The organism is Robertmurraya mesotrionivorans, assembly GCF_050971805.1.
GTDB lineage: Bacteria > Bacillota > Bacilli > Bacillales > Cytobacillaceae > Robertmurraya_A.
The window spans coordinates 294,100-308,311 of record NZ_JBPCCH010000004.1; the positions used below are offsets into that span (position 1 = coordinate 294,100).

Genomic DNA, 14,212 nt, shown 5'->3' on the forward strand with positions numbered 1-14,212 from the left:
ACTTCATCCCGCATATGAACATGTTTAGAGGGTGGTAGATACATTTGTGAAAGGTCACTACGACTCCAACTTAAGTATAATTATCCGAACTGTTCACCTTTTCCGGTCGAATCCAAAAGGTCCCTGAAACTAAGAAAACCCCACTAACCAAAAACACAGACATAATTCCAGCTGAGGCACCAATCACGCCAAAGAAAAGAGGAGCAATCAGCTGTGAGAGGCGATTCGTGGTTAGGCGTAGTCCGAGAACTTCGCCGGTCCTTGATTTAGGTGACGCATTATACGTCGTTGTCATGGAGAGAGGTTGACCACAACCCAAGCCCAATCCCATAAGGGAGCTCAAAATGCCCATAAAAATCACATTCTCTGAAAAAGGCATAAGCAGAAACGAGGTTCCAGCAACAATGATAGAGATAAGCAGGATCCTGTCTCTACCCAACATATCTATTAATTTCGGTAAAAATACACGCACAATAATCATCGCTAATCCTTGAACAGCAATAATGATTCCTATCGTCGAATCAGACAGTTGGAAGCTTTTTGCATACAAAGGAAAATACGCAACAAAAATATCCCTTGAGTACAATACTAGGGCACTTGAAAATAAGGCTTTTTGTAATAATGGATTTTGTAATAGCTTGATAGAAGAAAGCATTCCATAATGATTAGCAGAAGCTTGCCTTTTGATTACTGGCAGGAAAAAGGTAAAAATCACTGGCACGATCCCAATAAGAATGGAAAGCAAAAAAGAAAAAGAATAAGAGATATGCTCCGTAACAAATCCTCCGATGATAGGCCCAATTAATGCTCCTGTTGCTACTGCCATGCCAAGCATACTAAAGTAGTGGTCACGATTCTCTTTTGTTGCACTATTTCCAAGAACATTCTGTAAGGAGACAGGGATAAATACACTTCCAATTCCTACAAAAAACTGGCTCACAAACAAGGCCCACATGCTTGGGAAAGTCAATGGAATAGCCATCCCCACAAGTATTGAACATAACCCGATAAATACAGGAATGCGATCTCCGAGTTTATCCGCTAGTTTACCGGCTTGAATCGCAAAAATGAGAGGAAACAAGGCAAAGGCTGCCGTAAGGATACCTATTTCAAGGGGAGAAGCTCCGAGCTCTGACGCATATAACGTGATAACAGGTCTCGTCATATTGATAACGGTCTGAAATCCTAATGTAATGATAAATACAATTCTTAAAACCAACCCAATCACCTCAATCTGAAAAAACATCACTGCGATCTAAGACATACTTTAAGTATACTGTTCATTTTACAGAGTAAAAATTAGGAAAATCCTATCAAGAATGATAATTAAAATGAATCCACTTCTATCTGTCTTAAAAATGTGTACACAATCGTAAAAATAACTCACTATCGTTGAATGGTAGATAGAGATTAAAATATTTTTATAGGAGACCGGTCCCTTTATAATTGAAAGCGCTTAAAAAATATCTGAGAGGAAGTGCTGTGTTGAAAAAATCCCGTCTTTCTAGAATAGGGAGAAAGTCACTGTCCGTATTGCTTATTACTTCGTTAACAGCGAGTATGGTTGGGTTTAAAGCTCCAGAGAAACAGGCAGAAGAGAACAACTTATTTAAACATCAAGTGGGTGGGGTATTTGATGGAATGCCGTTGTTTGACGGTGTACCTGACCATCTAGATGAGTATGTTGATGCTTATTTTGAATATACGGGTCTAGAAGGACCAGCTGTTTATGCAACAGGTTCTAGAAACCATTACACCTTACAGCGTGGTCCGAATGCAGGTAAAGTGATTCCTGGTGCTCTTTCAGCAGCAGATAATGTCCAAGGGGTATCAACGGATTTCCCTGCGTTAGTAGGAATGGGGCAAACCTGGAACAAAGAACTTCTTACGGATATTGGTAAAGTAGTAGGAAGTGAAAAAATTAGTACATTAAAAGTGAAGCAAGGGGAGTCAAATATTCACGGTGGAACAGATCCTTCTGCGACGGTTGCATTTACGGTTGTGAGCGATATGAGAATTAATCCGTTAAGCGGTCGATTTGACGAAGGGTTTTCAGAGGATGTTCACATGGCTTCTACGATGATCGATAATATGGCAGCAGGACTTAGTGGCACGGATCAGGAACAAAGTGAAGATGGCTTTTGGATGCGTGCAGCTGTTGGAACGAAGCATTACTCCGTATATAATGCCCAGTGGTTCCGTCAAACGGCGAATAATAGTGCTGGTGCCAGATCTATTTTTGAATATCAGACAAAAAGTCCATTAAAAGCATTAAGTTCAGGTTCAGTTGCTGGGGTGATGACGTCATTTGGACGTACGAATGGAATTCCAAACATTCTATCACCTTACCAAATTCATGCTAATAATCACTCGAAATACGGTGTTTACAGCTCTCCGGACTTTAATGGAGATGCCCACGTATTCGGAGCCAATGCGCAAGGAAATGGTTATGATACTCAATATGCGACGGATCGAACGGCTGCAACCATCTTAATGATTTTAGCTGATGCAAATGCCGGACGTCCTGGACCAAATCCTCAAAATGCATTGGACGATGTTGCAGCTGTAGTTGACGCAGTTGAAGAAGGGAAATACGGTGTGACAAAAGAGGATTTAATTGAAGCGGCTCGTTCACATGTGAATCAAATGGTTCGAGTGGGTATTTTTAATGAAGTAGATGAAAACGGAATTCCGAAGAACTATCCGTTTGCTCAAGAGGCGAAGGATGTTAGGGAGGAACTAGCTACATATAGTGATCCTGAACATCAAGAAGTTGCTTTACAGGCTGCACAAGAAAGTATTGTCCTTCTAAAAAATGATGGGGCACTACCACTCGAGAAAAACAAGAAGGCTTCAGTTTCTGGAGTGTATGCAGATTCAAGGTTTAAAACCACTTACTCAGCAAGGACGACACCAAATATTGATAACTCTGGAATCTCACCACTATTGGCTATTATCAAGGCAAATGGTTCGAATAATGTTTCCTATGACCCAGCGGTGGAAGTGGTTTCATTAAAATCAAAGCTGAATGGCCAGACGGTTACAGCGGATGAAAATGTTGCAGATGTAGCAAAGGGTTCTCAGCTTGTAACAACATCTGAGCCATTAGATAAAAATAACCCGGCGCACCTATTTGAAGTATATGATTGGGGTCAAAAAGGGTATAGCTTACGTTCGGTATTAAACGGAAAATGGGTGACCTCGCCTACAACTGGTAATGTATCTGTTGAAAATACAAATGCAACGCCATTAAACTTAACCAATAATGACTGGGATCTTGCCCAAATGTTAGGGAATACAAGTGCGATTCCACCAACCATTCGAGTAGAGGAAAATGCTGATCAAACCGTTTCCCTTGTGGCAAATGGATACAGAACTGGATTCTCAGGTGATTTCACAAATTGGTATTATTCTAACGGTCGAGTGGTTACAACTGGTTCTGATGGAAAATTGAAGACAGCGGCATCAACTATTGGAAATGCTGCCAATGTAACCAATCGTAATGATGATGTGAAGTTTGAACAAACAGTCGTAAAAGAAGTAGGATCTGAAGCAGTAAAACGTGCGAAAACAGATGACTATGCTGTTGTGTTTGTGGGTGCTATTCCACGTCATAGTGCGGGAGAAGGCAATGATCGCTCTGACTTGAATATGGGAGATGCAGATTACGAGTTGGTAGAGAAAGTATCGGCTGCTTTTGCTGCGGAAGGGAAAAAGACAGTTGTTGTTGTAAAATCTAGCTTCCCAGTAGGGATGGAGCCAATTCAAAATAACCCGAACGTTTCAGCAATTGTTTATCAACCATATGGAGGTCAGTATGATTCTTATGCGTTAGCTCAAGTGCTATATGGAGACTATGCTCCAACTGGACGTCTTTCTTCAACATGGTATGCAGATATGTCTGCATTCCCAGAAATCAGTAAGTATTCTATTCCTGAGGGAAATACAACTATTGCATTGGATGACATTGATCCAAGATTTACGTTGGATATGACAAATGCAGATCCAATTGAACAAGAATTAACCTACATGTATACAAAGGCTCCTGTCACATACCCATTTGGTTACGGCCTATCTTATAGTAACTTTACGTATAGTGACTTTAAAGCACCAAAGAAGGCTTCTGAGGGTTCTCCTTTTGAGGTATCAGTTCAAGTGAAGAATGAAGGAACGGTAAATACTTCTGAGGTCGTTCAGCTATACGGAAAAATTAAAAAATCTGCTTATGGGGAATATGCCCCTCAAAAGCAACTCGTAGCTTTTGAGAAGGTATCCTTACAAGCTGGTGAAACAAAGACAGTTACACTTACGGTCGATCCGAAGGACTTAGCTATTTGGGATGTAAATGCTGGGGATTTCCTTGTAGAGGAAGGAAACTATGAACTTATGATAGGATCTTCTTCTGATGATATTAAAGCAGAAAGTACGATTGCAATGGATGGGAAGTCACTTGCGGCTTTGCCAACAAATAAACCTATTAATGTATTTGACCACTCATTTGCATCAAATGAAGTTGTCTATCATGAAGTCTCCAAAGCTAGAACGGCCGAAAGCTTAAAAGCAGAAAAGGTTGTTGGTGAATATCATGCCGTCCGTTCGAAACAAGACGGATCCTGGGTAGCTCTACCAAAAGTAGTGCTTACAGGTTCGACGAAAGTAACAGCGAGCGTTGCTTCAGACGTGGCAGGAGGAAAAATTACTTTGCATGCTGGTGCTGTCAATAGCGAACCTTTTGCTGAAATAGAAGTTCCGAAAACTGGAAAGAACACTTATACAATTGAAAATGCAGGTGTTACGGTAAATGAATTGGGATACAAAGATGTAACCGTTGATCTAAAGGGGAAATTGCCAAAAGGTCAAAATACAGTATATGTCGTGTTCCATGCACCAGATCTTCGAATTGATAGCCTGAAATTTGAAGTAGCTCAGTCAGTAAAGAAATAAATCTTAGAAAGAGATCACAGCCGTTCTTGACGGTTGTGATCTCTTTTTGGTATGACCTAAAAAAAGCAGACATCAACCAAAAAGATAGCGTTTTCAAAATATTGAAAAACTTAGTAAAATGGAAGTACTGAAACAATGAATTATTTCTCCTCCTGTTCTTCTTCAATTAACAATCAAGTAGATGTCCTCCAACATAATTTTGACTATCCAGAAATCTATTTAACCCGTATATATTCAATCTCTGTAAATATTCTATGGATAAGGAGTTGAAAAATGTTATGGTTAACGCTCCCATTTTCGAACTTGAGTGTAAGGTATTAACAGAAAAGGAACTTACACAAAGAAAACAATCACTTCTTCTTAGTCTCCGCATGCTTGATCGTGAAGCGTTTCTTCAAAAAATAGAGGAATTTAATTGTTCTATGATAGAGCGGAGATTAGATCCCGAAGTAGTAAAAGGAAAAATGCTTAGACTTATTTACCTAAGTATGGAAGTAGCTAAAGAAAGTCTTTGGAATAAAGGATATTTGCCTCATCAGGAAGTTGCCAACATACACTCAACGATAGAGCTATGTCATTGGTTTCAACAGCAGATGCAACAAATTTTTCTATGGGTAAAGAACAATCAGATTAAGCCTAAACATATCGCCATTGAGCGTGCCTTGCGTTTTATTCATTTAAATTATGAAAAAGAACTTAGCCTTCAAGAAGTGGCAGAGCATTCAAACATGAGTAGCACCTATTTTAGTGTGTTATTTAAGGAACAAGTGGGAGAGTCATACATAAAGTACGTCACAAAAGTGAGGATTGAACAGGCAAAGAAATTGCTAAAGAACGGAGCGAAAGTAAACGAAGTTAGTGAAAAAGTGGGCTATTATAATTATCGTCACTTCTCGGAGTTATTTAAAAGACATGTGGGAATGACACCAGGCATTTATAGAGATAGACAATCACAAGCCTAGTGACAAGAAAAATAGAGCTGTCCATGGTGACAGCTCTTAAAATTTTATTATTTACTAACAATTTTTTGTTTTTTATGCAAATTGTGTTTGGTGCCCCAATCATGCATAGCTCTTAATATGGGCTCTAAGCTTTTCCCATAATCCGTTATCGAGTACTCCACCTTTGGCGGGACCTGTGGGTAAACGACACGTTGCACAATGTCTTCCTCTTCTAAATCACGTAATTGATTCGTGAGCATCTTCTGTGTGATTCCAGGCATATTTCGCTTTAATTCACTAAATCGTTGAGTTCCTTTTGTTAAAAGGTGTAATAAGATAATGGGTTTCCATTTTCCCGTTAAGATTCCTAAAGCGTCGTCGACACGACATAATTCAGGCTTTATTTCCAATCTCATTTCCTCCTTTATGAAAAAATTAACTGGCTATATAAAGGTGAGTGCTAAAGCAATAGTATACATTTTGATACTATACCACTTTTAAGTGCGTACTTAACAATCATTTGACTCCGATTATAATAATTATAGTTAGGTAGTTAGTGTAGCTAGCCCGGCAAAGAAGGAAATAAAGGAGAGAATGTAAATGAATGTTTTAGTAGTAAAAGCAAATAACCGCCCTGCGTCTGAGGCGATTTCTAGTAAGATGTACGAAACGTTTATGGCGGAGTTAGAAGGGAAAGACGTAAACGTTACTACTTATGATGTGTTTGAAGAGGATACACCTTATTTTGGTCAAGAACTTTTTGATGCATTTGGTAAGGTTCAAAATGGTGGAGAACTTACTGACGTTGAATCAAGTTTGTTAGCTGCGAAACAAAAAGCAATGGATTTACTTTCAAGCACTGATGTTGTTGTTTTTGCGTTTCCGTTATGGAACTTAACAATTCCTGCAAAGTTACAAACGTTTATTGATTATGTATTCGCAGCTGGTTTTGCATTTAAATATGATGCTTCTGGAAACCTAGTAGGCTTAATGCCAGAAAAGAAAGCAATCTTCTTAAATGCACGTGGAGGAGTTTATTCAGCGCCTGAAGCAGCACCGATGGAAATGGCTGTTAACTATATGCGTAATGTATTCGGTGGAGTGTTTGGAATGCAGATCATTGATGAAGTTATTATTGAAGGACATAATGCTATGCCAGATAAAGCACAAGAAATCATTACTGCAGGTTTAGAAGAAGTAAAGGCATCTGCACGCCGTGTAGTTGAGTTAGCATTAAAAGCCTAATTATAGGATTACACCTAGAAAACCCTTGCGATTAGCACAAGGGTTTTCTTTGATATATTGAGAATTTATTTTAGCTGTTACTATTCTCTTTTTTTACAATATCATTAACCACTTCTTCAATAGTTACATTTCCTAATACCTTTTCTAAAGCAAATTGAGCGGCTGATAATATTGGAGTAATCGAATCTTGAATGTTTCTGCCTACTGGACAATCCGGGTGTGGATTATCATGTAAACTGAATAATTCTTTTTCCTTAACCACATCGACTGCTTTATAAACGTCAAGTAATGATATGGTAGCTGATTCCTTCGCTAGTTTCGCTCCAGCAATTCCTGGTTGTACTTCTATTAGTCCAGCTTTTTTGAGCATCCCCATAATTTTTCTGATCAAAGACGGGTTGGTGTTGACGCTCCCAGCTAAGAATTCTGATGAGCTAATTCCGTCTTTATTTAATTCAATAAGAGTTAATATGTGAACCCCAACAGTAAAACGACTACTAATGGACATTTCATGCACCTGCCTCATTATTATTAAACTATATATCATAGTAATCATGTATTTAGTTTGAATACAACGTATTATACCTTATCATTCGTAAAAAATAAAAAAGGTTTTGTTGACAAAATAGTTAGAAGTATCTATTATAAATACAGGTATTCAAATTAAATACAGGTAATCAATAATATATAAGTGGAGGTATGAAAAAATGAAATTATTAGTAACCGGTGCAACAGGAAAACTAGGAACGAAAGTGGTAGAAATTTTATTAAAAACAGTACCAGCCAATCAACTGGCTGTAAGTGTTCGTAACCCAGAGAAAGCGGAAGGGTATCAAACTCGTGGAGTGGAAGTTCGCCAGGGAGACTTTGACCGTCCGGAAACATTAGATTCTGCTTTCGCAGGTATTGACAGACTTCTACTCATCTCTGCTGATGGAGATAATGACACAAGAATTAGACAGCATTCGAATGCGGTAGCTGCTGCGGAGCGTGCTGGGGTTAAATTTATCGCTTATACTAGCATAGCGAATGCAATGGAAAGTAAAAACTTCCTAGCTCCAACTCATAAGGCAACAGAAGAAGCAATTATTAAAACGGGAATTCCATATTCTTTCTTACGTAACAATTGGTATTTAGAGAACGAAAGCTCAAGCATTCAAGGGGTACTTGCAGGCGCTCCTTGGGTAACTTCAGCAGGAAAGGGAAGAGTAGGCTGGGCATTGCAACAAGACTATGCAGAGGCAGCAGCAACTGTACTATCTGGGAATGGTCACGAAAACACAATCTATGAATTATCTGGAAAGCTATTAACGCAGGAAGAAATTGCGTATGCTTTGGGTACAGTTTTAAATAAGGAAGTACCTGTACAACAAGTGGACGATGCTACTTATGCTGATATCATGAAAGGTGCCGGGGTACCAGATTTCCTTATCCCTTTCCTAGTGAACATCCAAAAAGATATTCGCGAAGGAACACTAGAAGTTGAGAGCAATGATTTCGAAAAACTTCTTGGGCGTCCAGCTACATCCATTACTGAGGGATTAGGTGAAATTGTTAAAAGTATCTCTTAGTATATTTTAATAAAAAGGGGGTTCAAAACTCCTAGCATTTGCAGTGCCGTTTAAGCTGGTCGATAAATAGCTGCTGATTCCCGCATCTAGGATCAAGAGGGTCCGCACTTTTTGGTTGAGGCATCTGGTTAAGCACCAACTGATAAATAGACGGAGAAATTCCGCTTAATTAGTAATTTTTATGAAAAAAAGCTTCAATAGACGGAGAGATTCCGCCTATTGGCTAGAAAAATTTGAAAAGGGGAGATTCTGCTTTGCATAAGCGGAAAAACTCCCCTTATTTACCCCGAAACGTGCTCCATTCTGCATCTAACCGGAAATTCTCCGCTTATTTTACTTTTGTTGATTACTCGATTAATGACAAATCATCTTTTTTAAAAGGGTGTAGTTTTAATTTTTTATATACCAAAAATGATGCCCATACGACTATCATTTTGGCACGAATTTTAAGAAAAGCACTTCAAAACGGACCCCTCAGATAGTATCTTGAGGGGTCCTTCATTTTTAAGGCAGTTAATGGAGTTTACACTTTAATAAAATTCTCAACAACAAAAGCAGACATACCAATCGCAATTGAATATTTACCAAGTTTCGAGAAATCTAGTTGGAATTCGTTTTGGTGATAAGCAAGGGAGTGATTTTCAATTGTTGAAAGAATGGGTTGCTCGATCCATTCTTTAGCCATCGATAACCGATTGCCTATGATTACCTGGTCAGGATTAAAGGTATTAATAATATTGTTGATTCCATATCCAAGGTAAGCACCTATCTCTGTAAATAAATTCTGAGCATTTTTATCTTCACTGTTAGCTAATTGTATTAAGTTTTCAAGCGAATTCCTATTTTCTCCAGCCTTCTCCAACAGGGCCTGTTCAGAAGCATAAGCTTCCCAGCATCCTCTGCTGCCACAATTACATGGCTTTCCATTAATATCAATGATCATATGGCCCATCTCACCAGAAAAACCATTTTTCCCTTGGTATAGTTCTTTGTTTAAAATAATTCCTACACCAATTCCAATTCCTGCACTAATATAAATGATGTTTTGATAATCTTGACCAATACCAAACTGTTGTTCACCAAATGCGCCAGCATTCGCTTCGTTTTCAATGATGACGGGAACTTGGAATAAGTCCTCAAGATCCTTTTTTATTTGAGTGTTTTTCCATCCTAAATTGGGGGCTAACAGAACAGAACCTTCTTTGTTAACTATTCCAGGTACACCTACTCCTATCCCGACAATTCCATATCTACTGCTAGGCATCTCGGCGATTAATGACTGGATCATTTCCTTTACAATCTCGATGGTAGCAGCATAGGGGGTTTTTTGAACAGTCTGATTTTTTTCAATTACGATATTCCCTTTTAAATCAGTCAGTACACATAATACATAGTTCACTCCGATATCAATTCCAATGGAATATCCAGCGATTTTATTAAAATGGAGAATAACAGGGCGACGGCCACCACTAGATTCCCCAGGACCGGATTCATAAACTAAATCTGCAGCTAATAATTCATTTACTAAAGAAGAAACGGTTGCTTTATTTAATCCAGAAACTTGAGCAATGTCAGCTCTTGAAATGGGCTCTTTTTCCATAATCAACTGTAATACGAGGGCTTTGTTATTTTTTTTCACAACTTGTTGATTCCATGTAATGGTTTCCAATACTAAAAACTCCTTGTTTGATAGTAAATATATTTTAACACAAAAACTTTGTTTATTGGGTATACAAACTTAGATGATAGGTGTTATAATCAACTTAAGTTAGTCAAGAATGTTGTAAGGAGGAACCTTCTACTTATTAGAAATGAATCCGTTTACAATCTGTCTTTGACATATACATACTAATATTTACACCTCAGAAGATGATTTTGGTAAGTATTTCAATTTATAATACATTTCATTTACGAGAGTAGGGAAGAAATGGCTAAGAATATTCTTTTCAATGCGCATCATTCACCAATTGGAGCGTTTTCTAGTTTTACACTTGGTTTTTATGGTAATGGAGGGGGATTGGATCTAGAGCTAGGACGATCACCAAGAAAAAGTGTTTATGTCGGAGTTGAATCTAGTGAACAGGAAGGAACATACGATGCACTACCTTTCTTTGAACTAGTAGATGATGAAAGTAAGCGCTATGATATTGAAAATATGGATCCAAATCCAGATAAACCTCGTATTATTCGTCCATATTCAAAGGAAGAAATCCATCGCCATTTTCAGTTAGGAACTGACACTTGGGAGGCAGGAGATTTGAGTTTTACAATATATACTCAAGTTGAATCTGTACCTGACCCTTCATCCGCAACAGACGAAGAATTAAAGAAAGCGATCATTCCAGCTGTTTGGGCAGAGCTTACCATTGATAATACAAAAGGTAGCAAAAAGCGTCGTGCATTTTTCGGGTATCAAGGAAGTGACCCATACAGTTCTATGCGACGTTTAGATGATGCGTGTGATGGCATTGTAGGTGTGGGCCAAGGCCGTTTAACGGCTATTACAACGAATGATTCTGAAGTGAAATCAGCTTTACACTTTAGTTTAGAAAATATACTAACCACTCCTTTTGAGGAAAATTGGAGCTTTGGATTAGGCCCTGTCGGTGCTCTCGTAATGGATGTTCCCGCAGGACAAAAACGAACTTATAAGTTTGCTATATGCTTCTATCGAGGTGGCTATGTAACGGCTGGTATGGATGCCTCGTATTATTACACAAGATATTTTCCGAATATCGAATCTGTTGCTGCTTATGCATTGGAGAAGGCTGAGGATTTTGTCAGTCGTGCGAAGCAGGCTAATAGATTGGTAGATGATGAGAAATTGTCAGACGATCAAAAGTTTATGATGATTCATTCGATTCGAAGCTATTATGGCTCTACTCAATTACTAGATACCAATGGTGAAGCTTTTTGGGTAGTAAATGAAGGGGAATATCGTATGATGAATACCTTTGATCTGACAGTAGATCAAATTTTCTTCGAATTAAAAATGAATCCATGGACAGTGAAAAATGAGTTAGACATGTTTGTCAGTCGTTTTAGCTATGAAGATAAAGTTCGTTTTCCAGGAGAAGAAACAGAATATACAGGTGGAATTAGTTTTACCCATGATATGGGAGTGGCCAATACCGTCTCTAGACCACACTATTCTTCTTATGAGCTATATGGATTAGATGGATGTTTTTCTCATATGACGTATGAACAGTTAGTGAACTGGGTGTTATGCGCGTCCGTTTATGTGGAACAAACTGGAGATAAACAATGGTTAAAAACTAATTTAGATATATTTGTTCGGTGCTTTGAAAGCATGCTTAATCGTGATCATCCTGAACCAGATAAGCGCGATGGCATTATGGGGCTTGATTCTTCACGTGTCATGGGTGGAGCTGAAATTACTACGTATGATAGTTTAGATGTTTCGCTTGGTCAGGCAAGAAATAATATATATCTAGCAGGGAAAACATGGGCTTCGTATGTAGCGTTAGAAAAGCTATTTAGAGAAAACGGTCTAGTGGAGAAATCAAAAGAGGCTGGAGCGCATGCTGAAAAATGTGCAGCAACCATTGTCTCTCATATCACTCCTGATGGGTATATACCAGCAGTAATAAAAGAAGGAAATAACTCGAAAATTATCCCTGCGATTGAAGGACTAATCTTCCCATATTATACAAATAACAAGGATGCCTTAGATCACAATGGCCGTTTTGGTGCCTATATTCAAGTGTTAAAGACACATTTGAAAACCGTTCTAATGGAAGGAGTTTGCTTGTTTGAAGATGGTGGATGGAAAATTTCCTCTACTAGTAATAATTCTTGGCTAAGTAAGATTTACTTATGTCAGTTTATTGCCCGCGAAATTCTTGGTTTGGAGTGGGATGAAAGAGGAGCCCAGGCAGATGCTGCCCATGTAAAATGGCTGACACATCCAACATTATCCGTTTGGAGCTGGAGTGATCAAATTATTTCCGGAAAAATTTCAGGAAGCAAGTATTATCCACGCGGAGTCACAAGTATTTTATGGCTTGAGGAGAGTAAAAAAACGGTACCATTAAATAAGGTTACACAACAAGCCTAATAAGGCATTCTAGTTTATATACTTAGTTTGTTTTATATATAAACTATCTTAATAGAAAAGAAGTTTCAAAAAAATTAATACCTTTAGGAGGAATAACCATGGCATATTTCGAATCAATTAACAAAATTCAATTTGAGGGTGCAGCATCAAAAAATCCGTTAGCATTTAAGTATTACAATCCCGAAGAACTTGTAAACGGTAAGAAAATGGAAGAAATTCTCCGTTTCTCTGTAGCTTATTGGCACACGTTTACCGCTGACGGTTCAGATCCGTTTGGTGTGGGTACAGCTCTTCGTCCTTGGAACCATTTAAGAGGGTTGGATTTAGCCAAAGCACGAGTGGAAGCTGCTTTTGAGCTTTTTGAAAAGCTCAATGTGCCATTCTTTGCTTTCCACGATGTGGATATTGCTCCAGAAGGAAGAACCCTAAAGGAAACCAACGAAAATCAAGATGTGATTGTTTCCATGATCAAGGAATATATGAAAACAAGCAAAACCAAATTGCTTTGGAATACAGCCAATATGTTCACTAACCCAAGATATGTCCATGGAGCTGCTACTTCTCCTAATGCAGATGTATTTGCCTATTCTGCAGCCAAGGTGAAAAAAGCGCTAGAAGTTGCAAAAGAGCTGGGTGCCGAGAACTATGTGTTTTGGGGAGGACGTGAGGGATACGAAACACTCCTTAATACGGATATGAAGCTCGAACAGGATAATTTGGCTCGATTCTTCCATATGGCAGTGGATTATGCGAAAGAAATTGGTTTAAATGTTCCATTCTTAATTGAGCCAAAGCCAAAAGAGCCTACGAAACACCAATATGATTTTGATGTAGCTACTGGTCTTGCATTCTTGCAAAAACATGATTTAACTGATTATTTCAAGTTTAATATTGAAGCAAATCATGCCACTTTAGCAGGTCATACCTTTGAGCATGAACTAAGAACAGCTCGTATTAACGGAATGCTTGGCTCTGTAGATGCGAACCAAGGTGACACACTACTTGGTTGGGACACAGATGAATTCCCAACAGATTTGTATACGAACACATTAGCCATGTACGAAATTTTGCAAAACGGGGGCTTAGGAAGTGGTGGATTAAACTTCGATGCAAAAGTGAGAAGAGGGTCATTTGAATCAGAGGATCTTTTCCATGCACATATTGCAGGTATGGATGCTTTTGCCATCGGTCTAAAAGTTGCCAATAAACTAATTGAAGACAAAGTGCTTGATGGTTTTATTGAAGAACGCTATAGCAGCTATACAAAAGGAATTGGATTAGAAATCGTAGAAGGAAGAACCAACTTCCGTGAACTTGAAGCGTATGCTCTTCAATTAACAGAAATCAAAAATACATCAGGTAGAACAGAGCGCCTAAAAGCTATTATTAACCAATATTTATTAGAAACTCTTTCAAGTGTAACTGTTTAATAA

Annotated in this window: 10 protein-coding genes; 6 read left to right on the forward strand and 4 right to left on the reverse strand. The window is 38.4% G+C overall.

The annotated features are described in order from the left end of the window. Window positions 1-70: 70 nt before the first annotated feature. A complete protein-coding gene (locus tag ACRX5O_RS09875) occupies window positions 71-1,219 on the reverse strand; it encodes an MFS transporter (protein WP_433905780.1) in 1,149 nt (382 codons plus the stop codon). A 266-nt stretch (window positions 1,220-1,485) separates the two neighbouring features. Here ACRX5O_RS09875 and ACRX5O_RS09880 point away from each other — a divergent pair, with 266 nt between their 5' ends. Beyond that, complete coding sequence (locus ACRX5O_RS09880) at window positions 1,486-4,944, forward strand: glycoside hydrolase family 3 C-terminal domain-containing protein (RefSeq protein WP_433905781.1); 3,459 nt, start codon at window positions 1,486-1,488, stop codon at window positions 4,942-4,944. Between the two features lie 278 nt (window positions 4,945-5,222). Further along, complete coding sequence (locus ACRX5O_RS09885) at window positions 5,223-5,906, forward strand: helix-turn-helix domain-containing protein (RefSeq protein WP_433905782.1); 684 nt, start codon at window positions 5,223-5,225, stop codon at window positions 5,904-5,906. Window positions 5,907-5,953: 47 nt separating this feature from the next. Here ACRX5O_RS09885 and ACRX5O_RS09890 read toward each other — a convergent pair whose 3' ends face one another. Further along, a complete protein-coding gene (locus tag ACRX5O_RS09890; protein WP_433905783.1) occupies window positions 5,954-6,295 on the reverse strand; it encodes a winged helix-turn-helix transcriptional regulator in 342 nt (113 codons plus the stop codon). A gap of 190 nt (window positions 6,296-6,485) precedes the next feature. On the opposite strand from ACRX5O_RS09890, the gene ACRX5O_RS09895 reads away from it, so the two are divergent. Continuing rightward, the gene (locus tag ACRX5O_RS09895; RefSeq protein ID WP_433905784.1) at window positions 6,486-7,130 is read left to right on the forward strand and encodes an FMN-dependent NADH-azoreductase; all 645 of its coding nucleotides are present in this window, start codon (window positions 6,486-6,488) and stop codon (window positions 7,128-7,130) included. Window positions 7,131-7,200: 70 nt separating this feature from the next. On the opposite strand, the gene ACRX5O_RS09900 is transcribed toward ACRX5O_RS09895, so the two are convergent. Continuing rightward, entirely contained in the window at window positions 7,201-7,638 is a 438-nt protein-coding gene (locus tag ACRX5O_RS09900; protein WP_433905785.1) for an Rrf2 family transcriptional regulator, read from the reverse strand. 199 nt (window positions 7,639-7,837) lie between these two features. Between ACRX5O_RS09900 and ACRX5O_RS09905 the strand changes: the two genes are divergently transcribed. Next, entirely contained in the window at window positions 7,838-8,701 is an 864-nt protein-coding gene (locus tag ACRX5O_RS09905; protein WP_433905786.1) for an SDR family oxidoreductase, read from the forward strand. A gap of 523 nt (window positions 8,702-9,224) precedes the next feature. Here the strand turns inward: ACRX5O_RS09905 and ACRX5O_RS09910 are convergent. Next, window positions 9,225-10,370, reverse strand: coding sequence for an ROK family protein (locus tag ACRX5O_RS09910; RefSeq protein ID WP_433905787.1), 1,146 nt, complete (start codon window positions 10,368-10,370; stop codon window positions 9,225-9,227). Window positions 10,371-10,628: 258 nt separating this feature from the next. Here ACRX5O_RS09910 and ACRX5O_RS09915 point away from each other — a divergent pair, with 258 nt between their 5' ends. Then, window positions 10,629-12,779, forward strand: a complete 2,151-nt coding sequence (locus tag ACRX5O_RS09915) for a glycoside hydrolase family 52 protein (RefSeq protein ID WP_433905788.1) — start codon at window positions 10,629-10,631, stop codon at window positions 12,777-12,779. A 98-nt stretch (window positions 12,780-12,877) separates the two neighbouring features. Continuing rightward, window positions 12,878-14,209, forward strand: coding sequence for a xylose isomerase (gene xylA, locus ACRX5O_RS09920; protein WP_433905789.1), 1,332 nt, complete (start codon window positions 12,878-12,880; stop codon window positions 14,207-14,209). Window positions 14,210-14,212: the final 3 nt, after the last annotated feature.